The following is a 25,332-nucleotide window of genomic DNA, read 5'->3' as shown; positions in this document are numbered from 1 at the left end:
ATTTTTTTCGAAGCATTGCGTTTTTTCGTACAAAGCGTGCGATACTTGATTGTAACTGACCGAAAATGTATTCTGAACGTGTAATAATGATGAATATTGAGGGGTTTTTATGAAACAATTGATGCAGACATTAAAGCAAATTGATGGAAAAGGATACAAGGCTTATAAAAGTGTCCAAGGTCACTACAAATTTTCTGATTTTGATTTATATATCGATTATGTCCAGGGCGATCCGTTCGCAGCGCCTTCTAAAATACGGGTAATGGTGCCTGCAAAGAAACGGAATGTAAAAAATAGCTGGCTTGAGACATACCACCGCAGAGTCGCGACAGAAGATCTGCTTGCCCGTAAGGTAGGAAGTGCGATTGTAAATGGTAATTTTTCCATAAAAGGATCCGGAAAGAGTGGCAGTATTCAATTCGACCGGCCGGGCCAGGAAGTTCTCGAGCGCAGCGCAGTGAAAGCTGATGTAAATGCGATTACGGTGTGTATTTCGGTGGGACTTCCGGCAAATGGGCGTAAAATAAACGGCAGGGAAGCTGAAAAGTTATTTGCCGATGCAATCCCGGCAATCCTCAGAAATTCCATTTTCGCCATAACAGATAATGAGATTGAAAAAGCAGTTCAATTGGCGGATCAGCAGGAAGCAATTAGAGCGGAAATGCATGAAAATAACTGGATTGCTTTTGTGGCCAATGGTTCAGTGCTGCCACGAGAGAGTGGCGTCAGCAACAGGCCAATGAAACAAGCCGTTCCGTTTCAAAGCCCGCCGGAAGATGAAGTGGAAGTCAAAATCCCGTATCGAACTGAGCCTGTTAAAGGGATGGCGATCAAAAAGGGCATTACGCTCATAGCCGGTGGGGGCTATCATGGAAAAAGCACGCTTCTTGAGGCGATTGAACGGGGTGTTTATTCGCATACAAATGGTGACGGCCGGGAGTATGTGCTGACAGATCAGGATGCGGTCAAAATCCGCGCCGAAGATGGACGCAAAGTTACCAGTGTCAATATTTCGCCGTTTATTAATAACTTGCCGCATAAACAGGACACAGCCAATTTTTCCACGGAAAACGCCAGCGGCAGCACGTCTCAGGCGACAAATGTCATGGAAGCATTGGAGGCTGGCGCGACATCACTTCTGATTGATGAGGATACAAGTGCCACGAATTTTATGATTCGTGACCACCGTATGCAGCAGCTCGTCCATCAGGATAAAGAACCGATCACGCCCTTTATCGATAAAATAAAACAAATGCGTGATCAGCTTGGTGTCTCAACGATTTTGGTTATGGGCGGTTCCGGCGACTATTTTGATGTTGCTGATGCTGTCATTATGATGGAAGCATATGAACCGTTTAATGTAACAAAAGAAGCCAGGAGAATTGTTTCGGAGCATCCGATTGATCGGGAATCCATCCAAAATGAAGCATTTGGAAATATCAGTGAACGGTATTTTCAGCAGGCTTCTATACAAACAAGGAAGGGCAAAAAGTCCAAAACACAGGCTAAAGGCTTAACAACAATCCTGATGGGACAGACCGATATAACGTTTGCTGATACAGAGCAGCTTGTGGATGCTTCCCAGACCCGAATGATTGCTGAAATCATCCAGCATTTAGACAGGGTGAACACGCTTGGAAATAAGTCATTGCATACGTTGCTTGACGTTATCGAACAGCAAATGGACGGGAAAGGACTTGCTTCTTTTACAGCATTTAAGGATCAGCACCCAGGAGATATTGCCCGTCCAAGAAGGTATGAGATTGCTGCAGTGCTGAACAGAATGCGCACGGCAAAAGTAGATCAAAAGTAAACACGAAAGGAGGCAGCCCGGATGAATACAAATCAGCTGAGACAGGAAATCATTGATTACAGCAAGGAAATCGGTATTGATAAAATCGGGTTTGCTTCTGCAGATGTATTTGAAAGTTTGAAGGACCGGCTAAAGCGCCAGCAGGAGCTCGGGTTCCAGTCAGGATTTGAAAAAGGATCGGTAGAAGAGCGGACGGAGCCTGAACGGCTGATGCCGGAAGCTAAATCGATTATTTCTATCGCCCTGGCCTACCCTTCCCGTATTAAAAATGGACCAAAAAGCACGAAAGAAGAGCGCCGGGGTGTATTTTGCCGTGCTTCCTGGGGGACCGATTATCATGATGTTCTTCGTGAAAAGTTAGATAAACTCTCACAATTCATCAAAGAAAAAATTCCTGAAGCCGCAACGAAAGTGATGGTCGATACAGGCGAATTGTCCGACCGGGCTGTGGCTGAGCGTGCCGGCATCGGGTTCAGCGGCAAAAATACGGCAATCATCACGCCCGAGTTTGGATCATACGTCTACCTCGGGGAACTGATTACCAATCTCTCGTTCGAGTCGGATACACCGCTTGAGGATGGTTGCGGAACTTGTACGAAATGTCTGGACGCTTGTCCTACCGGTGCGCTCGTTCAGGGCGGCCAGCTTAATGCCCAGCGTTGTCTGGCATTTTTAACCCAGACGAAGGACTTCATGCCCGATGAATTCCGTTCGAAAATCGGTAATTTCATTTATGGCTTTGATACGTGCCAGGCGGTTTGTCCGTATAATAAACGTGTCGATTTTCATAATCATCCTGAATTTGAACCCGAGCCTGAAGTTGCAAAACCGAAACTGAAACCGATGCTTAGTCTATCCAACAGAGAATTTAAAGAGACATTTGGCCATATTGCGGGGTCCTGGCGCGGGAAAAAACCGCTGCAGCGCAATGCATTAATCGCACTTGCCCATTATAAAGATGAGACAGCGGTTGACGAGATAATAAGGGTCATGAATCATGATCCAAGACCCGTTATTCGTGGGACAGCAGCCTGGTCACTTGGCAAAATCGGTACAGATGAGGCATATTCAGCTATTAAGGATGCAAAGGAACACGAAGAAGATGACCAAGTGCTGGCTGAAATGGATAAAGGACTCGAATTTCAAAAAACATCTTCTGCCTGATTGAAAAGAGGGGTATTAATGGAATTGTACTATGGGGAAACGACGTCACCTGTAGGATCGATTACAATGATTAGTGATGGAACAAAAGCGGTACGAATGGAATATGGATCATTTGCTGAGATTGAAGCTAAAATGTATAAATGGGCAAAACGGTTTATCAGCAGTCCTGTTTTTATCCACAAACCCGAAAAAGTAAAGCATATCATAGCTGAACTGGAAGATTATTTTCAGGGTGAAAGAACAAGCTTTTCGTTTGATTTCGATTTTTATGGGACACCATTCCAGCAAAAAGTATGGCAGGCATTGTATGAGAAGATACCTTATGGCCAAACGAGAAGTTATAAAGAGATTGCCCGGGAAATTGGTAAACCGAAAGCTGTAAGGGCTATTGGCGGCGCGGTCAATAAGAACCCATTTTCGATTGTTGTACCGTGTCATCGTGTCATTGGTGCAAACGGCAAAATGGTTGGTTATGGCGGCGGTCTGGATAAAAAAGAATTTCTTTTGGCCCATGAAGCAAAGTAATGTATTCAATTAAGATTTGGACAACTACTCTCTCCATATACTTATGATGGAGGGGATTTTTTATGGAAAAAATAAAAGAAAGCTGGCTGAATTATTTTCGTGAAGACCATCAGGATAATAATTGGTGGCAGCGGAAGAAAAAATTATACCGGTCCCGGGAGGCTGAAATTGTCCGGGTCAGCGGGCAAGGCTATCTTTACGAAGTGCTTCGATATTCGGGGTACATGGTTTGTCACTATTTGTTGCATTTCGCATTTTTAATCCGGCAGCACAATCGATTTATTAGAGAAGAACAAGTTATCCCATATCAATTCAGGATGGAAAATGGCGTGATGTCAGAGCACACAATCACAGAAAAACGATCTCAAACAGAAGACACAAAGCCTGCAATAGATACAGAAACATCGCGTGATTTGAATCATGAGCGATTTTCTTATGACAGACGTTCAGTGGTTCAGTATGCGGAACGGTGGTGGAACAGTTATAATCCCGAATACCGGACATTCGATGTGGATTGCACCAATTATGTTTCACAATGTATGAAAGCTGGTGGTGCACCAATGCGAGGGATGCCGGATCGGGGGAGCGGATGGTGGTACAATCAAGAAAATTGGAGCTACAGCTGGGCAGTGGCGCATTCATTGCGTTGGTATTTAAGCGGGTCTGCTGCAGGCTTAAAGGGTAAAGAGATAGAATCTGCCCGTAAACTCATCCCGGGTGATATTATTTGCTACGATTTTGAAGGTGACGGCAGGTGGGACCATAATACGATCGTTGTCGACAAAGATGCTGATGGGATGCCGCTTGTCAACGCCCATACCGACAACAGCCGCAACAGGTATTGGTCATACGAGGATTCAACAGCATGGACACCTGAAATACAGTATAAGTTTTTCCGAATAGGGGAGTAGTGGTATAATAGTGAAGTTGTTAAACATTAAGGCTGTTTTCGACGGGTATTGTTGGTAAACGTTTAACGAAGCTGTCGGTAAAATAATAAATAGCTTTAAGAAAACAGTAAATGCTGATCAGATAGAGGAGAATGGAACAGTGGGTTTACACGTTGTTTTGTATCAGCCGGAAATTCCTGCAAATACAGGTAACATAGCCAGAACATGTCTTTCTGCAAATGCAACATTGCACCTGATTCGTCCGCTCGGTTTTTCCACGGATGATAAAATGGTTCGGCGGGCAGGACTTGATTACTGGCCGTATGTCGATGTCCGGGAATATGATTCGATCGAAGCCCTGTATGAATCATATCCGGATGGGTTGTTTTATTATATTGAAAACACGGGATCGAACTATTATACGGATTATGATTTTACGGCTGGAAAGAAGGATTTATTATTTGTATTTGGCCGTGAAGGCAGCGGCTTTCCTGATGATTTTTTGAAAGGTAAAGAAAATCAATGTCTGCGTGTGCATATGGGTGATAAGGTGCGTTCGCTGAATTTGGCAAACACTGCAGCGATTATTGTGTATGAAGCATTGAGGCAACAGGGATTCCCGGGAATGAAATAGACAAGAATAACCCGGTTGCCTCCTCTCTTACGGAGAGATTAGAAGCCGGAAGTCAGACGTAAAAAATATTGGCGAATCAGCCGATTTTTTTATAAATAAAGCCGTCGTATACTGCTTACGACGGCTTTGTTTGCTGGTATGTGTTGATTATGCCCACATCTGTTATTGATCTTTTTTGGGTACGCCGGCTTTGGCATCATAGCCGGATGTAAAGCAAGAAACCGTAAACGTTACAGCTACACCTAATATCAGTGCCAGTTTCATCACATTTCCTCCTCAAGCTATTATGTATATCATTTATTCCTTGATTTTTATCGTAACCTTATTATACCGAATAATTCTTGTAATGTGAACTGTTAGCTGATTATTTCCGCCATGCTTGTCTGACAGTGTTCGACATGCCATCTTTCGGCAAGCAATTTTTCGGCATAAAAAGTTTTAGCTTTTAAATAGTATTATCCCTGTTGTCTGGATTGTCAAAATAGAGTATATTAGTTGATGAAGCGAGAGCTAAAGTTCTATAATATCAACAGAGTGTAAAAAAACCGTTATATGGGAATTCGGTAAAGAGGTAACATTTTAAATTACCTCTTATTATAACGGGGTATAGCTGACTACTTAATGGAGGTATTAAGACGTGGCACAAAATGAAGAATCTAATCAAAGATTCTGGAACAGTTTTCATGGGCCTAACATGGGGTATATTGAGGAGCAATATGAACTTTATAAGGAAGACCGTGAAGCCGTTGATCCTTCTTTAAAAGAACTTTTTGAAGAGCATGGAGCACCAGACTGGGTTCGGTCAACACAACCTGCCGCAGATGAACCGGCTCAATCAGGATCATCTATAGGCAATGTAAAAAAATTAACCTCAGCAATGCGGCTTGTTGAGGCTATTCGTCGTTTTGGACATCTTGAAGCGGATATTTATCCTGTAGGGCGTGATGAGCGTGAGACGAATCTTGTCAATCCGGAAATATATAACTTAAGCGAACAGGATTTAAGAGATATACCGGCTATATGGCTTTGGGAGAAGGCACCGGCAGGCGTAGACGACGGTTTTGAAGTTGTCCGCGAATTAAAGAAGTTATATTCAGGCACCATTACATTTGAATATGATCATGTTAATGATGATGATGAACGGGATTGGCTATTGAATTATATCGAATCCGGCAGATATCACGAAGCGAGTTCTGTCGAAAATAAACGGAAATTGCTCGAGCGGCTTGCGCAGGTTGAAGGATTTGAAGAATTTCTGCAAAAAACGTTTGTCGGACAGAAACGTTTTTCAATTGAAGGGCTTGAATCCATGATCCTGATGCTTGATCGGGTTGTTGAAAATTCCATTGAAGATAAGATAGAGCATATCATGATGGGGATGGCCCACCGTGGGCGTCTGAGTGTACTGGCGCATATTCTGGGTAAACCATTCGACAAAATATTTTCCGAGTTTCACCATTCGCCGGATAAGGAATTAATCCCTTCTGAAGGTTCCAGCGGCATTAATTCCGGCTGGACAGGCGATGTTAAATACCACTTTGGCGCAACCAAGGATGTACACGAAGATGACGGGACTTCAACACGCATTACACTAGCCAATAACCCTTCACATCTTGAATTCGTCAATCCGGTTGCAGAGGGGTTTGCACGTGCAGGTCAGGACAATCGGTTTCAAAAAGGTTATCCTGAACAGAATTTCAGTAAAGCACTGCCATTATTGATTCATGGTGACGCATCGTTTATTGGTGAAGGTGTTGTCGCTGAGACGATGAACTTTAAAGATCTTCCCGGATATAAGACCGGCGGGACGCTCCATATCATTGCGAATAACCTGCTTGGGTATACAACCACCCAGTTTGATAGCAGGTCAACCCGGTATGCAAGTGATTTGGCAAAAGGATTTGAAGTGCCGATTGTGCATGTGAATGCTGATGATCCGGTTGCATGTGTTGTCGCAATGAAAATGGCATATGAATATCGTCAAACATTCCATAAAGATTTTCTGATTGACCTGGTGGGCTACCGCCGTTATGGACATAACGAAATGGATGAACCGCGGGCAACACAGCCTGCTTTATATCAGGATATTGATAATCATCCGACAGCAGCGAACGTTTTTGCCGAAAAGCTGCAAAAAGAAGGGGTTATTGAAGAGAATGAGCTGGATGATATCAAAAAGCAGGCAGAATCACATCTGCGTGAGATTTTTGATAACATGGAAGAGAATGATTCAAACGGCAATGGTATCAAAAGCATGCCGCAAGCTCTGACGAACGGCCTCGGCCGGTTTGAAACAGCTGTACCGCTGGAGACCTTGAAAAAATTAAACAAAGATCTGCAATCACGGCCGGAAGGATTTACGACTTTCCGGAAGCTGAAACGGATACTGAGCCGGCGCGATGATGTGCTGGAAGAAGGAAATAAAGCTGACTGGGGTGCCGGTGAGGCATTAACATATGCGTCCATTCTGAATGATGGCATTCCAATCCGTATAACAGGTCAGGATACAGAGCGCGGTACATTTGCCCATCGGCATCTGGTGTTGCACGATGCCGAGACAGGTGAAACGTATTGCCCGTTGCATGGTCTTGAAGGTGTCGATGTATCGTTCGATATTCGCAACAGTCCGCTTTCTGAAGCAGGTGTCTTAGGGTTTGAATATGGTTATAGTGTACAGGCGCCAAACACGCTTGTGATCTGGGAAGCTCAATTTGGAGATTTTTCGAATGCCGCACAAGTGATTTTTGACCAGTTCATCTCAGCAGCACGTGCTAAATGGGGCGATAAGTCGAACATGGTTATGCTCCTGCCGCACGGTTACGAAGGACAGGGGCCGGAACACTCAAGCGCACGTCTCGAGCGTTTTTTACAGCTTGCTGCAGAGAATAACTGGATTGTTGCCAATGTCACATCATCGGCCCAATATTTCCATTTGCTTCGCCGGCAGGCAGCCATGCGCGGCAAAGAAGAAGCACGGCCTTTAATTCTTATGTCGCCGAAAAGCTTGCTGCGTAACCAGCGGGTTGCTTCAAGTCCGGAAGAATTCTCAGAAGGCAGATTTGAACCGGTGAGGCCTCAGCCTAATTTGAAAGTGAGCAAGAAAAACGCAAAACGATTATTAATCGGGAGCGGAAAGGTAATGGTTGACATTGAAGAAGCTATTATCGATTCAGAAGATAGTTTTGACTGGCTTCGCGCATTAAGACTTGAACAAATTTATCCATTCCCGAAAAAGCAGTTGGAAAAAGAATTGAAAGAACTGCCGAACCTTGAAGAAATCGTTTGGGTCCAGGAAGAACCGCAAAACATGGGCAGCTGGGATTTTGTTGATGATTACTTGAGAGAAATGTTAACAGGAGAACAGACGCTAAGATACATTGGCCGCCCGCACCGGGCATCACCAGCTGTCGGCGAGCCGAATGTGGATAAAAGTGAGCAGCGGCAGATTATTGACCAAGCAATTAATCCGTCAGAAGGAGGAGATACCAGTGAATGAAATTAAAATTCCGGAGCTGGCAGAATCGATTACAGAAGGAACCATTTCCGAATGGCTCGTCAAAGAAGGCGATAAAGTTGAAAAAGGCGATGCGGTTTTAGAACTGGAAACCGATAAAGTCAACGTTGAAGTGAACACGGATTATGCCGGTGTCATCACTGAAATTATCAGCGGGGAAGGTGATGACGTGGAAGTCGGCGATGTCATTGCCAAACTGGATGAAAATGCTGAGGCAGGCGGAAGTGGATCTGAAGAAAAAGAAGCTTCTGCTGAATCCAAAGATACTGAAGCGAAAGAAACGAAAAGTGAGTCCTCGGAGAAAGAGGAAGCAACAGCCCCGGCGAAAGAAGAAAAAGAAGACAAGCAGGATGATTCTTCCGACAGCAGCCAGGATGTCATTGCATCACCTGCAGCCCGCAAACGTGCCCGGGAACTTGGTGTTGACCTAAATGACGTCCAAGCGCGTGATCCATTAGGCCGCATCCGTCCGGAAGATGTTGATTCTGCAACTAAAGGCGGAAGCGAGCAGAAAGAATCGAAACCGGCTAAAAAAGAAGAGCCGAAGAAACAGGAACAATCAGACAAAACAGAGTTTGACAAGCCTGTTGAACGGATTAAAATGTCCCGCCGCCGTCAGACCATTGCCAACCATCTTGTTAACGTACAGCAGGAAGCAGCTATGCTGACGACATTTAACGAAGTGGATATGTCAGCAATTATGGAACTGCGAAATAAACGGAAAGAGGATTTCAAAGAAAAGCATGATGTCAAACTAGGCTTCATGTCCTTCTTTACTAAAGCGGTTATCGGTGCGTTAAAAGACTTCCCGCTTCTGAATGCTGAAATTCAAGGCAAAGAAATTGTACAGAAAAAATTCTATGATATCGGGATTGCCGTTTCAACTGAAGAAGGTCTTGTCGTACCGGTTGTGCGTGATGCAGACAAACTGGACTTCGCCGGTGTTGAAAAAGAGATCGGTGATTTAGGCAAGAAAGCAGTCAATAAGGAATTATCACTGAACGATTTGCAAGGCGGAACCTTTACCATTACAAATGGTGGAACCTTTGGATCCATGCTGTCAACACCTATTTTGAACGCACCTCAAGTAGGGATACTCGGCATGCATAACATCCAAAAACGCCCGGTGGTTATGCCGGATGATTCAATTGAAGTTCGTCCAATGATGTATCTGGCTGTATCATACGATCACCGGATTGTTGATGGAAAAGAAGCCGTTCAGTTCCTTGTGCGGATTAAAGAATTGCTTGAAGACCCATACGATTTATTGCTGGAAGGCTAATTGAGATGAATGAGACCCTCGCTCTGATGAGAAGTCATGGCGGGGGTTTTTTGTATGGAAAATCTACCTGAGAATTGTGTTGAATGGTCTGGTTTTTGGGCAGGATTGTCAGCTGGTGACTGCTTTTTTTAGCAGTTTAATGTCGGACTCCATCTCTACTACTTTTTCGTTTAATGTGCCCTCCATTTTTGTCTGAAATTCATAGTTCTTAGCAGTCTGAACTCTGACGATTCGAAGCTGGTCTTCTACATTTATGAGTCTGCCATTCATGTCGTTAATCACTTCATCCATAGCATGGAGTCGACCGTTGATGGTCTCGAACTGTCCGTTTATGTTATCGAATCGCTCATCGATTGTCTTGAATTGTCTGTCTATGCTATTGAATCGCTCGTCAATAGTTTTGAATCGTTCATCGATTGTATCAAATTTTTCGTCTATAGCACTGAATTCGCGTCCATGTCATTGAATCTTTTGTCGACGCTTTTAAATTTTTCATTCATGTCATCCTGCATTGTGTCAAATCGGCTATTTAGTTTCTGAATTTCAGTCAACACAATTTGCATTTCTTCAATCATCTTTTCACCTCCCTTGAATGTAGTATATCATGTCTGCTGAAAAACGCATCCTATGAAAAATTAGTTTTGCGGAGAAAATGATAGTCATAATGACAAAACTGCATGTGCCAAACGTTGAATTTGGTATCTGTTTTGACATCGGAATATCATTTTTGCTTGAAAAGAGAGAGGTCCAGGTTATGTTAATAATCGGCTTTACAGGGTATAACTAATATAGCTGTATATTGAATTTTTGTATTGCCAGACGTCTGACAACGTGCTAAAATCATCAGTGGTAAAGGTGATATTGTAAGCGGTTATACGCTTTCCGTTCATTTTAACATCTCAAGGGAGGCCTCATCAGTGGATATTCTTTTAGGTATTTTGGCAATTATAATCGTAATAGGCATAGCGTTTATCATGTCAAACGACAAGAAAAATATAAATTATCAGGGCATTGGTATTATGCTGCTTGCCCAGCTTGTCATAACATGGTTCATGTTTAACACGGAAATAGGCGGAGCCGTTATTAAAGGCATCTCAGCCGGGTTTAATAAATTAATCGAATTTGGTACTGAAGGTATCAGCTTTGTTGTTGGCGGTATTCAGATTGAAGAAGGCGGAAGTGTATTCTTCTTTAATGTGCTGTTATTAATTATCTTTTTTGCGACACTTCTTTCCGTACTGACCTATTTGAAGATTCTGCCGCCAATTATTAAATATCTGGGCGGGTTGTTATCAAAAATAACCGGGTTGCCAAAGGTTGAATCGTTTAATGCAGTCAACAGTATCTTTTTCGGCCAGTCTGAAGCGCTGCTGGCCATTAAATCTCAATTCCATCATTTGAACAATAACAGGCTTTATATCGTAAGCGCCTCTGCTATGGGGTCTGTATCTGCGTCGATCGTTGGCGCGTACCTGCAAATTTTGCCGCCGGAATATGTATTGGCCGCATTGCCTTTAAATATGTTCAGTGCATTAATCATGGCATCTGTGATCGCACCGGTTAACGTGCCAAAAGAGGAAGACGAAGTTGATGTGAAAGATGTTTCAAATGACAAAAGTATCTTTGAAGCGATGAGTAACGGTGCGCTTGATGGCGGAAAAATTGCACTTATTGTAGCTGCAATGCTGATTGCTTTCATTGCTTCACTGGAATTGGTTAACTGGGTAATTCAATTGGTCTTTGCAGGTGTGACGTTACAGGAAATTCTTGGCTATATTATTGCACCGATTGGAATTTTGATGGGTATCTCACCTGGAGAAGTCATTGAAGCAGGCGGTGTCATGGGGACAAAAATCGTCACCAACGAATTTGTGGCGATGCTGGAATTTGAACAAATGCTTGGTTCCATGTCTCAAAAAACGATTGGTATCGTTTCTGTATTCCTTACAAGCTTTGCTAACTTCTCATCGATTGGTATTATCGCGGGAACCGTACAAGGTATTAACAGTGAGAAAGCAGTGAAAGTTTCAGGATTTGGCATGAAATTATTAATTGGTGCAACATTGGCGTCTATCTTGTCTGCCACAATCGCTGGTTTGTTCCTATAAGAATGCACATTGAAAGAGAAAGAATGTCATAAAGCAAAAAACCGCTCACTTGGGCGGTTTTTTTCATGCTAATCGCGTGAAACCAACTCGTACGGCCCCGGATATGGGGATTGAGAATCAAGATTTCAATCGTTATAATATTAAGGATTATAGCCAGTGTGATGTAAATTCGGACATATTTCGCTTTCCTTTTAAGTCTATTTCACTTAGGATAGAGGAAGTTATTTAAGAATCATTATATTTTTTTACGTCAGTGGCATGAAGATTTAAATCAGATTGTTGAAAAATTGGCAGCTTTAGGATAAAGTGAATCTTCAATCAGTGGGGGGTTCTTTCTTCCCCTCCCACTGATTGTTAGATGAACGAATCGGACATTTACTGGCAGTTGATCCCCCACCTAATCTTCATCGTATACGCGAACATTTGAGGTGGGGGGGTTACTGCCAGTTACATGCGGGATAAAAAAACGTTTCCCCCAGTGTGTTGTGATAGAAGGAGTGCATCGTTGATGAGTGAAAAAAGAATCCTGTTTACGGGCGGTGGAACGGCCGGTCATGTGATTGTTAACCTTGCTCTTATCCCTGTTTTTCAGAAAGAGGGATGGGAAGTTGATTATATCGGGTCTCAAAATGGAATAGAACGCAAATTAATCGAATCATTGGACGATGTGACATATCATCCGATTTCAACCGGTAAATTGCGCCGCTACATGTCTAAAGAGAACTTTAAAGATCCGTTTAAAGTGCTGAAAGGAACGATGCAGGCGTGGCGAATCATTGGCAAACGGAAACCGGCCGTTATTTTTTCTAAAGGCGGTTTTGTGTCGGTTCCGGTCATAATGGCGGCGAAATTACGCGGCGTACCGGCGGTTATCCATGAATCTGACTTTACACCGGGGCTTGCCAATAAAATAGCGATACCGTTTGCTGAAAAAGTGCTGGCAACGTTCCCGGAAACAATTGATTACCTGCCTGAAAAGAAAGCTGAGTATGTCGGTGCAGTCATCCGGGATGAACTTTTCAGAGGGGATAAAGATAAAGGCCTTGAAATGTGCGGTGTTACAAAGGAAAAACCTGTCCTGCTTGTAATGGGCGGCAGTGGTGGAGCCGAGAAAATTAATCAGACGGTACGCGAAAGTATTGATCAGCTTTTGCCCGAATTTCATATTGCCCATATTTGCGGCACGGGCAAAACAGATTCTTCTATAAATCGAAGCGGCTATGCCCAATTTGAATATGTCAATGAAGAATTGAAAGATTTGTTTGCAGCGTCTGATTTTGTGCTTTCGCGTGCGGGGGCCAATGCGATTTTTGAATTTCTGGCGCTTCATAAACCGATGCTGCTGATTCCGCTTTCGAGGGCCGCAAGCAGAGGCGATCAGATCATTAATGCAAACTCTTTTAAAGAAAAAGATTACGCCCGTGTGCTGGAAGAGGAAGCATTAACCCCTGACGCGCTGAAACAGGAATTGATGAAGCTAAAGGATCAGGCACCGGTCATGATTGATTACATGAAAAACTACAAAAGTGAAAAAGCGCGTGAACGGGTGATTGAAATTATTAAGACTGCCGGCGGGGCAGAAACCTGAATAAAAATTATGACGAATAAGAAGCTGTCTCTAATCTTAAGGAGGCAGTTTTTTTATTAATTATTGCAAAGTTTGTCGATATATGAAGTATTATGTTCAATATGTATATTTTGGCCGATATATTTGACAAAATTGCCGGTTTAATTGGATTTATCGCATTATATGCGTGATTATGCCATTTGATATAAACTGGTTAGTTTATTATGATGAAAGGTGCTTTCAACTCGCATGATTGCTTCATACTCATTATCCATGCTGTCTTATATCCTTCAGCAAAGCCTTCTAAGTCATATCGAGACTTAATCATTAATTCAACTGTAACTGAACATAAAATTCAAAAAGGGGTAATCAAATGAAAAAAATATTAATCTTGTTTTCTGCCATTATATTAGCAGTGCTTGCTGCTTGTGGCGGATCAGACTCAGGTAATAATGAATCAGGTTCAGAAAATGGCGCTTCAGCATCAAATGTTGATACTTTGGTATTCGCTGACGCAGGCTGGAATAGTATTAGGGTCCATAACTCGATTGCACAAAAAATTATTGAAGAGGGTTATGGCATCGATACAGAAGTTACTCCAGGTTCCACAGCAGCCACTGTTCAAGGGTTGCGTGAAGGCGATATTGATATTTATATGGAACTTTGGACTGATAACATCAAAGAAGTATATAATGAAGCGATTGAAGCAGGCGACTTCGAAAAGGTCTCCACTAACTTTGATGACAACGAACAAGGCATTTATGTTCCGACATATGTGATTGAAGGAGACGAGGAGCGCGGGATTGAACCAATGGCACCGGATCTTGAGACAGTTGAGGATTTGAAAAACTATCCGGAACTATTTGAAGACGAAGCGGAGCCAGGCAAAGGACGTCTAATTAACGCACCAAGCGGCTGGGCAGTTGAAAAAGCGATTACGCAGAAGATGGAAACGTATGGATTGAATGATTCGTTTGTCAACTTTAAGCCCGGTTCGGATGCGGCGATTGTGGCATCTCTTGCTGATGCATATGATGCTGGTGAAGCATGGGTAGGCTACTATTGGTCACCGACTGCAGTGACGGCTAAGTACGACTTGACATTACTGGAAGAACCGGAATATGATCCGGAAGTGTATGAAGAAACGAAAGGCACAGAACTCCCTCCAAATGATGTTGTAGTCGGTGTTCATAAAGACATCCCCGATGCAGCACCGGATGTTGTAGATTTTTTGAGCAACTATGAAACAAACAGTGCTTTGACGGAACAAGCGCTTGATTACATGAATGAGAATGAAGATGCATCGGCTGAAGAAGCGGCTGAATGGTGGATGAAGGAAAATGAAGATGTATGGACCAGTTGGGTTCCGGACGATATCGCCGAAACAGTGAAGCAATCATTGGAATAAGTCGAAAAGCAGCTGGCCTGCCGGTTGGCTGCTTTTCTAATTTACTATAAAAGAGGTGTTGCTAATGGACATTTTTCCTGATATAAGGTTTAAACTTGGTGATTATGTCGAAACGATTGTTAACTTTTTGGATCAATCACTCGAGAGTTTTTTTGATTTTATCTATCTATTTTCTTCTGAAATTATCAATGGTATTGAAGGTTTTTTGCTCTTTCTGCCATGGTGGCTGTTTATCCTGATTATCGTCCTCTTGGGATGGTATTTTAAATCTATAACAGCCGGTATTCTTTATGGTGTTTTTATTTTTCTGGTTGGCACATTCGGCTTGTGGGAAGATTTGATGACGACCATTGCCATTGTGATGACTGCAGTAATCATTTCACTGGCGTTAGGGATACCGCTTGGTGTCTGGATGGCATTCAGCAAAGGATTTTCAACGGTTATGCGGCCAATACTTGATGCGATGCAGACGATGCCGAGTTTCGTTTATTTAATTCCGGCTATTTTCTTCTTTGGCTTAGGAAATGTTTCCGCAATTTTTGCCACACTGATTTATGCTATTCCTCCAGTCATCAGGCTGACTGAGCTGGCTATTCGCGGTGTGGATAAGGAAGTCATTGAATCAGCACAATCGTTTGGCTCGTCCAATATGCAGATGCTTTTTAAAATACAGCTCCCTCAGGCGCTTCCGACAATTATGGCAGGTGTGAATCAGACGACAATGATGGCGTTGGCTATGGTGGTCATCGCATCAATGGTCGGTGCTCAGGGTCTTGGTGAGCAAGTGCTTGTATCAATTAACCAGATCGATATTGCTTTAGGGTTTGAAGCGGGAATCAGCATCGTATTCCTTGCCATTATCATTGACCGCATTACCGGCGGTGTGGCGAACAAGTTCCAGAAGCATAGGAGGATAAGCTAATGGAGGCAAAAATAAAAGTCGATCATGTGTCGAAAATTTTCGGGCCGCGGCCTAAATCCGTTATCTCAAAAATTAAAGACGGCATGAGCAAGGATGAAATATTGGCACAAACAGGTCATACAGTCGGTGTCTATGATGCATCGATGGAAATAAACAAGGGCGAAACATTTGTCATTATGGGACTATCCGGAAGCGGGAAATCCACCCTTATCCGCTGTTTTAATCTGTTGAACAAACCAACTGACGGTGCAATCTACATCGATGGTGAAGATATTGTCACGTCCAGTAAAGCTGATCTCAAAAAAATTCGCCAGGAAAAAGTCGCGATGGTATTCCAGCATTTTGGACTATTCAATCACCGCACAATTATGGCTAACGTCGAATATGGCCTGGAAGTCCGCAATAAGTCCAAACAGGAACGCCATGAAATTGCTCAGAAAAATATCGATATTGTCGGCCTGAAAGGATATGAAGATAAATATCCTGATGAGCTTTCAGGCGGGATGCAGCAGCGCGTCGGGTTAGCACGTGCGCTGGCCAATGATCCGGATATTCTGTTGATGGATGAGCCGTTCAGTGCACTGGATCCGCTTATTCGCCGAGAAATGCAGCTTGAGCTTCTCGATATCCAAGAAAGATTGCAAAAGACGATTATTTTTATTACACATGATGTTAATGAAGCATTCAAACTTGGTGACCGGGTTGCTGTCATGAAAGACGGCAAAGTCAATCAGATCGGGACACCCGAAGAAATCATAGAAAAACCGGCTAATAATTATATCTTTGATTTCATCAAAGATATCGACCGGTCCAAAGTGTTTCAGGCAGAAAATATCATGATCAAACCGAATGCTCTCGTTTTCATGAAAGATGGTTTAAATGTTGCCCGAAAAGAGATGGAGGAAAATGGGATATCCAGTGTGTTTGTTGTTGACCGCAGCCGGCACGTCAAAGGGATTGTCACCATTGATGATGCCGTACAGGGTCTGAAGGAGAAAAAAACACTTGAAGATATGATGCTGACGGATATCACCATTGTAAATCGGGATGAATATATCAATGATTTAATTCCGAAAACACTTGGGTCAAGTTTTCCATTGGCAGTTGTCAATGAAGAGGAAAAATTAATCGGATTCATTTTACGTGTTCATGTACTGTCCGGATTGGCAGCTGAGGACGTGGAAGAGAGCGAAGAATATCATACGTGATACAAGAAAAGCCGGTAATTATAAGCCGGCTTTTCTTATTCCTTTGTCACCAAGTCCAATTTACCTGTCGCAGGGTCGATGACCAGACCGTGAACATTCACATACGATGGCAATAGAGAGTGATTGCGAACAACAGAAACACTTTCTTCAACGGAGTCTTCTACAGAATCGAACCCGCTGAATTCACTTTCAAGATCGATTCCGCTGCGTGTGAGTGTGTTAAGTGTTTCCTCTGAAATCCCTTTTTCCAGCAGGCCCTGCTTGAATGCTTCCGGATCTGTATGGGACATGCCGCAATCATGGTGTCCAATTACCATAACCTGTTCTGCCTTTAATTCGTGAATGGCCACTAGAATGCTTTTCATGACGCTGTCGAATGGGTCACGAAGAATCGCACCGGCATTTTTAACCATTTTAACATCGCCATTTTTTATGTCCAGGGCTTTTGGCAGCAGTTCGGTTAATCGTGTATCCATACATGTGAAAATAACAGTGCGTTTATTGGGTATGTTATCGGTCTTCAGCGGTTCGTATTTTTTGTCGTTCACAAATTGCTTATTGTATTCAAGTATGTCTTCGAGAAGCATTTACGGTCATCCTTCCTTTTGATTTGTATTAGTGAGGATCAATTTTTCATTGTATAATTCGGTTAGTCTTGCCTTGATGAAGATGGCTATTTCCCACAGAATAGCCGCAAGCACAACCCATGCCCAATAGTCCAAAAACGTCCGCTGAAAATTATAAAGCCCTTCAGCAATCGGATAAAAGGGATTTGCCTGCATTACCAATGTAAATGTATAGAACATGCCGAATGTAAAATTTCGGGACCATTGGGTGACATCATACGTAAAAAACGCCTTGTTCCAGCCATATTGTTTGATCCGATTAACGACACGGAGCACTTCAATTGCTTCAACAATAATTAATAAGATAAACACCAAAAACCAAAAATACGTGACGAATCCAGGTGTGAATGTATTTGTTGTGACAATGGCCAGGCCGGTAATGGACAAGGCTCCGTGGATAATGCAATTCGTGTTGGCCCAATCATCTGCAAGCGTCCAGTTATGGTGTCTGATATATCTGTTAAAAAGCAATATAGTGCCGGCAAGATAAAAAACGAGGCCAAGTACGATCATGGCTTCAGCAAAGTATACGGGAAGCTGGAAAAAGACATTATTCAATAAAATAACGATGGATTGCGTCCCAACTGTTGAGAGCAATATGGCACCGTGAACAGGAAAGTCTGTGTAATCAAATAATAACTGTTTGAAATTATAAAAGCAATTAACCAGAAAGAAAAGCCATAAGAATGTATTGAAAATGGCCATTGCCTGTGTCAGCAATAAAATTTCCGGAAAGTATCTCAGGAATACATTACAGAGAACAGATACACCGGCAATCCATGTTCCGATGACAAACGAGTTGACCGGATTTTGAATGAATGGAACAAGGAAATCCCTGTGAAAGAACTGTATCGACAAATCTTTGTAAATAATCACCCATGCGATCAGCAGAAAAAATGCCAGGTATTTGCCATATTCGACATCGAGTGTCGGAAATGCCTCCACAGCTCCAATCAGGAAAATACCGCATGCCATGATAATAGCGCCTGAAGCCGGTTCAATTTTATTGTAATCCCCTTTTAGTAACATAAACACCAACACCCGTATCAAGTTTTCTGTGAAAATTATATCATTTTTATGACTTATTTCATCATAATAATGTAAAAATGTGATGATTATCACATTTAAATATGGCAAATTAATGGATAAATTGTTCATGGTTCGTTGGTTACAGATTCATTCTTAATGCTTGAAAATGGTATAATAGAAGAATAGTAAAACTTTCCTTATATCTGATAAGGATTAATGTGATAATGAGTGCTGCTGGGCGGTGTTTTATGGATAACGACAAGAGAAACCGTGACGTTATAGATGATGATTTATATGAGGAGCTGGATGAGGAAGAGCTCTATGAATTGGTTGAAGAGGAACGGCAAAAAGCACTTGCAAAAGAAAAGAAAAAAAAAGGAAATAGAAAACCCAAGCCGCCGTTTCCTAAATGGTTATTTTGGCTGATTGCGGGCGTAATGGTATTAAATGTTGTCTCGCTTATTCCGAGGACCTTTTCCATTCCGGCAATCGATTTTTTGATCTCATCGGCCCAACTGTCGACACAGGAAGACATCCAGACATACAAAGAGTCAGTGGTTGTTATCGAAACGGATGATTCAAGAGGAACAGGCTTTTCAATATCGGCTGATGGGATGATTGTAACTAACCACCATGTGATAGAAGATGAGGAATCGGTGACCGTGGCTTATCCTGAAGAAGGACTATTCTCCGGGGAAGTTGCAGCCTCGTATCCGTCTGTGGATTTAGCCGTGCTGGATGTCAGCGGAGAACAGCTTCCCCATCTTGAACTGGCAAACGAAACGACTTATGATCCGGGCAATGAGCAGGTTTATTTCATCGGTAATCCGATCAGGTTCAGCGGCATAGCAAACAAGGGCACCGTGATTGATGATATCCAATTAAGTGGATGGGAAGAACCGGTCGTTATGATGGAGGCTCCGGTTTACCGGGGGAACAGCGGCAGCCCGGTGATCAATCAGGATGGCAAGGTGATTGGTATCGTGTTTGCGACACTGCATCATGACACACATGGACGGGTCGGTTTATTTATACCAATTGATTATTATTATGATTATCATCAAAACTGATTCTGCTGTTTAGCCCGAACTTTCTGAGGGAAAAGTCCTGTAATAGGAAACATCACCTTCATTCCCGTTCAGGCGGGTGATAAAGTGAATATATTCAATCAGAGGGGTATCTTTCTTCCCCTGCTGATTGTTAGATGAACGAATCGGACATATACTGGCAGCCATCCCCCAAATAATCTTTATCGTATACGCGCACATTTGAGATGGGGTCTTACTGTCAGTTACATGCGGGATAAACAGTAGGAGGTTTACAATGCTGTATTTCACAACAGATTTAAACACATATCATATTGAAGCTTCTGATGGACAGATGGGAAAGATTCAGGATTTGTATTTTGATGATAAAAAATGGGTCGTCCGTTATGCTGTACTGGATGCGAGAAAATGGCTGCCGACAAGACGTATACTGCTTTCACCGGCGGCTTTTGCATCAATTGATACTGACAATCAGCAAATCGATGTGAAACATGACAAAGAAACTGTCCGAAACAGCCCTTCAATCCCGGTAGATGCTACCTTTTCCAAGGATTTGGAAATGGCTTTGACAGGTTATTACGGCTGGAGCAGATATTGGCTGGGTGGTCTGCTCTGGGGTGTCGAGGACATGCCCGGAGTCAATATCGATGATCAGGAACTGGAAGCACAAGAAATGTCGAATGAACCTGAACACAATTTGCGCAGTGAAAATGACACATGGGAGTTCAGAGTTCATGCGAATGATGGCAAAATCGGTGATGTTGCGGATTTTATAATTGATGACAGTTATTGGAAAATACGATATATTGTGATCCAAAAGGCACACCTTCCTTCTGAGGATAGATTTCTTGCTTTAAAGGTTGATATAATCCAGTCAGTCGATTGGCTGGGGGGCGATATCTACATCGATAGCGATTTGGAGGACCTGAACGACCAAACAGATTATGAATCAAAAGAAGCCATCATTGAAGCATTATGACCATTTATGAAAAGAATAGTTAGTTCCAGGTGTACTCTAAAAGTCATGTCTTATCCTGACTTTTAGAGTACACCTTTATTTTTATTATGGCTGTCTTCTTAAAGATTGTTGTTATGACACAAGATCCATAAACTGCGAAATAACTTTAGGTGTAAGTTGTGCGTCGTCTACCGCTCCGGAAATACACTCCGCGCGCCTTAGGGCGGCTGGTGAGCCTCCTCGTGCTCGTTGTGTTGCAAGTTGATTCAGTGGAAGCAGCACTCCTCGCAGAAAAGATTGCTGTCGCACTGCGGGGTCTCACCGATGCCTTTTCTCCCGCAGGAGCCGTCGTGTATTTCCTCCGCTGGTGTCGCGCTTTATAATCTCATTATTTTGGATCTTAACTAAACTTCTCTTGTGAATGTTGATTGGAGTGGAGGGCAGTCGACTCCTGCGGGAAAACGGGCAGCTAGACCTGAGCAGGAAGCGGTTTTCTTCCGAGGAGGCTGGAGCGTTGCCCTAAGGTGCGCGACTGCCCGGAACGGTAATCAACATAGCACTTACGTCGCAGTTTTTATCAATTGCGAGGATCAATGGACAGTGAAATTCACGAAAAGTTTCTTTAAATACTGCTGTCTTAAAAAAGTAACGTGTTTTTAAATGAAATGTAATACATCTGTTGTCGAAACAGGTGGCTTGATACGTTACGATTAGGGAAATCAGTCAGATTCTCATAAAAGATGGTGAATGTATGCTGAACAATAACGAATTAACTCGAACTAAAATGAATACACTTAAACCTACACCCATAAAACACTTGTTAGAACCGTATTTTATAGTGGCTGGAGGTGTTGTATGTTTATGAGCAATCAGCCATTAACAGAAACACCACTTGAAGATATGATACTTTCAGCTCAGGAGGGGGATCAGGGGATTCAACATCATCTTCTGAAATCCTATCAGCCATTTATCGCTAAATGCGTTTCAGAAGTGTGCAAGCGTTATATCGATCCGCAAACTGATGATGAATTCAGCGTTGGCTTAAATGCTTTTAATGAGGCCATGATGTCTTATTGCCCGAAAAAAGGCGGTTCTTTTCTGGCTTTTTCTAAACTTGTGGTGAAACGAAAAGTCATTGATTATATCCGTTATATCCAAAAAACGCCAGCAACAGTGTCCTTGGATGATAACTATAATGAGGAACAAATGGAGAATCCGGTTGAAATATTGGCGGTTAATGAGTCCTATCGGAAAGAACAGCATGCTCTTCAGCTCCGCGAAGAAATTTTAGATTTCAAAGAGAAGCTCGACATCTACAGGTTGTCTTTAAGTCAGCTGACAAAGGTTTCACCCAAACATCGGGATGCCCGCGAAACAGCAATTTCAGTTGCACGGATGCTGCATAACGATGCGGAATTCAATTCTTATGTTAAAGCTAAGAAAAAAATGCCGCTAAAAGATTTGGCCAGGCAGGTAAATGTCAGTAAAAAAACGCTGGAGCGAAACCGAAAGTTCATTCTCGCAATTTTTATAATTCTGGATGGAGATTATACGTATCTTAAGGAGTATCTTAAGGGGGTGGGTTAGTGAAAAAAGGAATTGTGATGGAAAAACATCGCAATTACATCATTGTAATGCGAAGAGATGGTACGTTTCAAAAAGCGCGTCCCCTGGAAAATGTATCGATTGGCATGGAAGTCAATTACCAGCCGCTTTCCGCTCAGCGCCCTAAGATGTTTCACTACATAAACAATAAAAAACGCGGCGCATTCGCAGCTGTAATGGCGTGCCTAATGCTGCTTTTTGTGCCGTTTTATTTTATGACAGATAAAGACAAAACATATGCATATGTTAATATTACAATCAATCCAAATTTGGAATTGGAAATTGATAATCAACTGAATGTTAAGTCGATAGCGCCTTTGAATGATGATGCTAAATCGTTTCTTCCAATGCTGACAGGTTATAAAGGGAAGCATTTAGAAAAGGTCATTCAGCAGATTATTACTAAAAGTGAAGAAGCAGCCCTGTTAAAGAACGGCAAAAATATACTTGCAGGTGTCAGTTATGCTGAGGATGCACAAGAAGAATTTTCTGTGACACAAATGATTGATGAGTATTTTGGGGAGAATGATCAAGACTGGGGGATTGTAACGTTTCAGATCCCAAAAGAAATCCATGATAAGTCGCTGGACAATGAGCGATCGATGAATGAATTGATGGCAAGAAACCTTTCAAATGAAAATGTTAGCTTAAAAAACAGTATTCAAGCAGAAATGGATACCTTCATTAATGATGATGAAAGAGATATTATACATTCATTTTACAACATACAGCAAGATAATTCAGATTCCGGTTCCAATTCCAATGAAAAAGATACAGACAAAAGCGAGCATATAGAATCTTCCGATGAAAATCCTGCCATAAAATCCGAACAGCCGGATAAACCTGAAAGCAGCCAAAAGAAGAATCAAAATACCGGGTTGAAGACTAACAATAGTAAGCCAAACAGCGATACAAAAAGAAATGGACCTGGAAATAAAAATACAAATAATCATGACGAGGGCAAAGCCAACTATAATAACGGCAAAGCTAAGGGTCATGACAAATCCAAACATAACAACGGCAAAGCTAAAGGCCATGGCAAGTCCAAACATAACAACGGCAAAGCTAAAGGCCATGACAAATCCAAACATAACAACGGCAAAGCTAAGGGTCATGACAAATCCAAACATAACAACGGCAAAGCCAAAGGCCATGGCAAGTCCAACCATAACAACGGCAAAGCCAAAGGTCATGGTAAGACCAACCATAACAACGGCAAAGCTAAAGGTCATGACAAAGGAAAACATAACAATGGTAAAGGCCCAAAATAATCAGGATATCATAAAGGAAAGAGGCTGGGACATAACTAGCCAAAAATGACTTAAAAAGGGTTCCAATCATCAGTTTTTGATGGTTGGAACCTTTTTGATTTAAATGGTTGTTATTATCTAAGGTAGGATTTGTCTTTTTGGCGGTGTACTTTCTCAAGTTCACCGCCATGAATGCAAATCCTAATTCATTTTTCACTTTCTCCTGCCCCCTGACTGAGAAACGCGGGAAACGCAAATTAGCCTTCAGAAATCCGAAGACTGGCTCCACATCGATTTTACGTCGCCCGTAAACTTCGCCAGTTTCTTCTTCCGAAAGCTGTTGTCTTGTGTAGGCTTTTTGGCTTTCCCACTTCGCGTTATAATAAATTTTCCGGTTATTCCCTTCCTTCGCTTTGGTGCATTGGGAACGCAGTGGGCACCCTGAACAGTCCTCACACTCGTAAACTCTGAAGGTCCGTGTATAGCCGTACCGGTCTGTTCGTTGGGATAGGTAACGGAATGTTACTTTTTGGTCATTCGGGCAGATAAAATAATCGTTTTCCGTGTTATATTCCCAATTGGCGGAATGGAAAGGGTTATTTCTGTATTTCTTTTTCTTTTCTTTCCGGTATTGGTTGTATGTAATCAGGGGCGTGCGTTCCCGGTTCTCGAGGACGTCTTCGTAATTTTGTTCACTGCCATAACCTGCGTCAGCCACAATATACTTAGGCAGCTCAAAGTAACCTTCCTCAATATGATCCAGGAAAGGAACGAAAGTACGTGTGTCCGTCGGGTTTGGGAATACATCGTAAGCGAGCGCGTATTGACCCTCTGTCGCAAGCTGCACATTATAACCTGCTTTCAGCTGGCCGTTCCTCATATGGTCATCTTTCATGCGCATAAACGTGGCATCATGGTCTGTCTTGGAGTAACTGTTGCGTTCCCCGAAAATTTTCATGTCCTGCTTATATTTCTGTTTGCGCACGACAAAGTCCCTGAACCGTTTGCGGTATTGTTTCGGTGCTTTACGTTCGGAACGAAGCTGTTTCCGTTCGCTTCCTTTTTCACGTGCCTCAATCTCTTTGTCATACGCTTCGACTTTCTCATCCAGTTTCTCAGCTATTTGCCTGAGTTCATCGGTGGATAATTCGTCCTCGCTTTCCCGTTCAATCTCCGGGATAATTTCGTTTTCCAGCAATTCATCATACATTTGATTGGACTTCTCCACCAATTTGGCGCTGTGTTTCTCTATCGCTTTCCGCCAAACAAATGTGTATTTATTGGCATTCGCTTCAATCTTGGTCCCATCGATGAAAATCGCTTCTTCATCAATCTGTTTTTCCTGTACAAGCTGGCAGCGGAATTGGACGAAGCATTGACGCAATAACTCTTTAACCTCTGGATGCACACGAAATCGATTGATGGTGCGATACGTTGGTTCATATCCCTGAGCCAGCCACATCATACGGACACTGTCATGTAGTAATCCTTCGATCTTTCTGCCGGAGAAAACAGATTGCGTGTAAGCACATAAAATAATCTTCATCATCATGCGCGGATGATAAGCTGGGCAGCCTGTTTCGCGCCGGAAACCTGTGAAGGCATCATCCGGGATAGTTTCCACGACGTCATTGACGGCATAGGCAATATCATTTTCCTCTATTTTTATTTCTAAATCTAAAGGCAAAACCACTTGATTCATGTTATAATGTTTAAACATAAGGATCCCTCCGATGGTTATTGTGTGGTTACTTTAATTTTATCAGAGGCGATCCTTTTTGTT

General features: G+C 42.6%; 21 protein-coding genes. 16 read left to right on the top strand and 5 right to left on the bottom strand.

Annotated elements, in window-relative coordinates:
- The first annotated feature begins 109 nt into the window (after nucleotides 1–109).
- The 7 genes from AOX59_RS09075 (at nucleotide 110) to odhB (ending at nucleotide 9,822) form a co-directional block, all read left to right on the top strand.
- Nucleotides 110–1,813 carry an ABC-ATPase domain-containing protein gene (locus AOX59_RS09075; protein WP_068444886.1) on the top strand — a complete coding sequence of 568 codons (1,704 nt, stop codon included), beginning with the start codon at nucleotides 110–112 and terminating at the stop codon, nucleotides 1,811–1,813.
- A gap of 21 nt (nucleotides 1,814–1,834) precedes the next feature.
- Nucleotides 1,835–2,977 (top strand): tRNA epoxyqueuosine(34) reductase QueG, encoded by a 1,143-nt coding sequence (gene queG, locus AOX59_RS09070; RefSeq protein ID WP_068444883.1) that lies wholly within the window; start codon nucleotides 1,835–1,837, stop codon nucleotides 2,975–2,977.
- Nucleotides 2,978–2,995: 18 nt separating this feature from the next.
- Nucleotides 2,996–3,502: a methylated-DNA--[protein]-cysteine S-methyltransferase gene (locus AOX59_RS09065; RefSeq protein ID WP_068444881.1), complete on the top strand. Its 507-nt coding sequence runs from the start codon at nucleotides 2,996–2,998 to the stop codon at nucleotides 3,500–3,502.
- A 62-nt stretch (nucleotides 3,503–3,564) separates the two neighbouring features.
- Nucleotides 3,565–4,413: an amidase domain-containing protein gene (locus AOX59_RS09060; RefSeq protein ID WP_068444880.1), complete on the top strand. Its 849-nt coding sequence runs from the start codon at nucleotides 3,565–3,567 to the stop codon at nucleotides 4,411–4,413.
- 139 nt (nucleotides 4,414–4,552) lie between these two features.
- Nucleotides 4,553–5,026, top strand: coding sequence for a tRNA (cytidine(34)-2'-O)-methyltransferase (locus tag AOX59_RS09055; RefSeq protein ID WP_068444878.1), 474 nt, complete (start codon nucleotides 4,553–4,555; stop codon nucleotides 5,024–5,026).
- A 637-nt stretch (nucleotides 5,027–5,663) separates the two neighbouring features.
- A complete protein-coding gene (locus tag AOX59_RS09050; RefSeq protein ID WP_068444876.1) occupies nucleotides 5,664–8,522 on the top strand; it encodes a 2-oxoglutarate dehydrogenase E1 component in 2,859 nt (952 codons plus the stop codon).
- Nucleotides 8,515–9,822, top strand: coding sequence for a 2-oxoglutarate dehydrogenase complex dihydrolipoyllysine-residue succinyltransferase (odhB, locus tag AOX59_RS09045; protein WP_068444875.1), 1,308 nt, complete (start codon nucleotides 8,515–8,517; stop codon nucleotides 9,820–9,822). The genes AOX59_RS09050 and odhB overlap by 8 nt, the downstream gene beginning before the upstream one ends.
- Before the next feature lie 108 nt (nucleotides 9,823–9,930).
- Here the strand turns inward: odhB and AOX59_RS19610 are convergent, their stop codons facing one another.
- Nucleotides 9,931–10,113: a hypothetical protein gene (locus AOX59_RS19610; RefSeq protein ID WP_156418666.1), complete on the bottom strand. Its 183-nt coding sequence runs from the start codon at nucleotides 10,111–10,113 to the stop codon at nucleotides 9,931–9,933.
- 143 nt (nucleotides 10,114–10,256) lie between these two features.
- Entirely contained in the window at nucleotides 10,257–10,397 is a 141-nt protein-coding gene (locus AOX59_RS19605; RefSeq protein ID WP_156418665.1) for a hypothetical protein, read from the bottom strand.
- A gap of 342 nt (nucleotides 10,398–10,739) precedes the next feature.
- Here AOX59_RS19605 and AOX59_RS09040 point away from each other — a divergent pair, with 342 nt between their 5' ends.
- From AOX59_RS09040 to AOX59_RS09020, 5 genes are all read left to right on the top strand, one after another.
- On the top strand, nucleotides 10,740–11,930 hold the full coding sequence (locus AOX59_RS09040; protein WP_068444874.1) for a NupC/NupG family nucleoside CNT transporter: 1,191 nt from the start codon (nucleotides 10,740–10,742) through the stop codon (nucleotides 11,928–11,930).
- Nucleotides 11,931–12,438: 508 nt separating this feature from the next.
- A complete protein-coding gene (locus AOX59_RS09035) occupies nucleotides 12,439–13,518 on the top strand; it encodes an undecaprenyldiphospho-muramoylpentapeptide beta-N-acetylglucosaminyltransferase (RefSeq protein ID WP_068444873.1) in 1,080 nt (359 codons plus the stop codon).
- Between the two features lie 352 nt (nucleotides 13,519–13,870).
- Complete coding sequence (locus AOX59_RS09030; RefSeq protein ID WP_068444871.1) at nucleotides 13,871–14,905, top strand: ABC transporter substrate-binding protein; 1,035 nt, start codon at nucleotides 13,871–13,873, stop codon at nucleotides 14,903–14,905.
- A gap of 64 nt (nucleotides 14,906–14,969) precedes the next feature.
- Nucleotides 14,970–15,827, top strand: coding sequence for an ABC transporter permease (locus AOX59_RS09025; protein WP_068444870.1), 858 nt, complete (start codon nucleotides 14,970–14,972; stop codon nucleotides 15,825–15,827).
- A complete protein-coding gene (locus AOX59_RS09020) occupies nucleotides 15,827–17,035 on the top strand; it encodes a quaternary amine ABC transporter ATP-binding protein (RefSeq protein ID WP_068444869.1) in 1,209 nt (402 codons plus the stop codon). The genes AOX59_RS09025 and AOX59_RS09020 overlap by 1 nt, the downstream gene beginning before the upstream one ends.
- A gap of 35 nt (nucleotides 17,036–17,070) precedes the next feature.
- On the opposite strand, the gene AOX59_RS09015 is transcribed toward AOX59_RS09020, so the two are convergent.
- A complete protein-coding gene (locus tag AOX59_RS09015) occupies nucleotides 17,071–17,622 on the bottom strand; it encodes a beta-class carbonic anhydrase (RefSeq protein ID WP_068444867.1) in 552 nt (183 codons plus the stop codon).
- A gap of 6 nt (nucleotides 17,623–17,628) precedes the next feature.
- Nucleotides 17,629–18,819 carry a TDT family transporter gene (locus tag AOX59_RS09010; RefSeq protein ID WP_068444866.1) on the bottom strand — a complete coding sequence of 397 codons (1,191 nt, stop codon included), beginning with the start codon at nucleotides 18,817–18,819 and terminating at the stop codon, nucleotides 17,629–17,631.
- Between the two features lie 119 nt (nucleotides 18,820–18,938).
- On the opposite strand from AOX59_RS09010, the gene AOX59_RS09005 reads away from it, so the two are divergent.
- The 4 genes from AOX59_RS09005 (at nucleotide 18,939) to AOX59_RS08990 (ending at nucleotide 23,570) form a co-directional block, all read left to right on the top strand.
- Nucleotides 18,939–19,760 (top strand): S1C family serine protease, encoded by an 822-nt coding sequence (locus AOX59_RS09005; protein ID WP_068444865.1) that lies wholly within the window; start codon nucleotides 18,939–18,941, stop codon nucleotides 19,758–19,760.
- Between the two features lie 253 nt (nucleotides 19,761–20,013).
- Nucleotides 20,014–20,715, top strand: a complete 702-nt coding sequence (locus tag AOX59_RS09000; RefSeq protein ID WP_068444863.1) for a hypothetical protein — start codon at nucleotides 20,014–20,016, stop codon at nucleotides 20,713–20,715.
- A gap of 840 nt (nucleotides 20,716–21,555) precedes the next feature.
- Entirely contained in the window at nucleotides 21,556–22,281 is a 726-nt protein-coding gene (gene sigI, locus AOX59_RS08995) for an RNA polymerase sigma-I factor (RefSeq protein ID WP_418000788.1), read from the top strand.
- Nucleotides 22,281–23,570 (top strand): anti-sigma-I factor RsgI family protein, encoded by a 1,290-nt coding sequence (locus tag AOX59_RS08990; protein WP_068444859.1) that lies wholly within the window; start codon nucleotides 22,281–22,283, stop codon nucleotides 23,568–23,570. Before sigI ends, AOX59_RS08990 begins: the two co-directional genes overlap by 1 nt.
- On the opposite strand, the gene AOX59_RS08985 is transcribed toward AOX59_RS08990, so the two are convergent.
- Nucleotides 23,521–25,269 (bottom strand): IS1182 family transposase, encoded by a 1,749-nt coding sequence (locus tag AOX59_RS08985; RefSeq protein ID WP_068444857.1) that lies wholly within the window; start codon nucleotides 25,267–25,269, stop codon nucleotides 23,521–23,523. The genes AOX59_RS08990 and AOX59_RS08985 overlap by 50 nt on opposite strands.
- Between the last annotated feature and the right edge of the window lie 63 nt (nucleotides 25,270–25,332).

Source organism: Lentibacillus amyloliquefaciens (genome assembly GCF_001307805.1).
Classification (GTDB): domain Bacteria; phylum Bacillota; class Bacilli; order Bacillales; family Amphibacillaceae; genus Lentibacillus; species Lentibacillus amyloliquefaciens.
This window is presented reverse-complemented; position numbering and strand designations above follow the sequence as displayed.

Excerpts from the sequence above, each read along its gene's own strand:
- AOX59_RS09075 (WP_068444886.1), top strand. The coding sequence starts at position 110 with ATGAAACAATTGATGCAGACATTAAAGCAAATTGATGGAAAAGGATAC.
- queG (WP_068444883.1), top strand. The coding sequence starts at position 1,835 with ATGAATACAAATCAGCTGAGACAGGAAATCATTGATTACAGCAAGGAA.
- AOX59_RS09065 (WP_068444881.1), top strand. The coding sequence starts at position 2,996 with ATGGAATTGTACTATGGGGAAACGACGTCACCTGTAGGATCGATTACA.
- AOX59_RS09060 (WP_068444880.1), top strand. The coding sequence starts at position 3,565 with ATGGAAAAAATAAAAGAAAGCTGGCTGAATTATTTTCGTGAAGACCAT.
- AOX59_RS19610 (WP_156418666.1), bottom strand. The coding sequence starts at position 10,113 with ATGGATGAAGTGATTAACGACATGAATGGCAGACTCATAAATGTAGAA.
- AOX59_RS19605 (WP_156418665.1), bottom strand. The coding sequence starts at position 10,397 with ATGATTGAAGAAATGCAAATTGTGTTGACTGAAATTCAGAAACTAAAT.
- AOX59_RS09035 (WP_068444873.1), top strand. The coding sequence starts at position 12,439 with ATGAGTGAAAAAAGAATCCTGTTTACGGGCGGTGGAACGGCCGGTCAT.
- AOX59_RS09030 (WP_068444871.1), top strand. The coding sequence starts at position 13,871 with ATGAAAAAAATATTAATCTTGTTTTCTGCCATTATATTAGCAGTGCTT.
- AOX59_RS09025 (WP_068444870.1), top strand. The coding sequence starts at position 14,970 with ATGGACATTTTTCCTGATATAAGGTTTAAACTTGGTGATTATGTCGAA.
- AOX59_RS09020 (WP_068444869.1), top strand. The coding sequence starts at position 15,827 with ATGGAGGCAAAAATAAAAGTCGATCATGTGTCGAAAATTTTCGGGCCG.
- AOX59_RS09015 (WP_068444867.1), bottom strand. The coding sequence starts at position 17,622 with ATGCTTCTCGAAGACATACTTGAATACAATAAGCAATTTGTGAACGAC.
- AOX59_RS09010 (WP_068444866.1), bottom strand. The coding sequence starts at position 18,819 with ATGAACAATTTATCCATTAATTTGCCATATTTAAATGTGATAATCATC.
- AOX59_RS09005 (WP_068444865.1), top strand. The coding sequence starts at position 18,939 with ATGGATAACGACAAGAGAAACCGTGACGTTATAGATGATGATTTATAT.
- AOX59_RS09000 (WP_068444863.1), top strand. The coding sequence starts at position 20,014 with ATGCTGTATTTCACAACAGATTTAAACACATATCATATTGAAGCTTCT.
- sigI (WP_418000788.1), top strand. The coding sequence starts at position 21,556 with ATGAGCAATCAGCCATTAACAGAAACACCACTTGAAGATATGATACTT.
- AOX59_RS08985 (WP_068444857.1), bottom strand. The coding sequence starts at position 25,269 with ATGTTTAAACATTATAACATGAATCAAGTGGTTTTGCCTTTAGATTTA.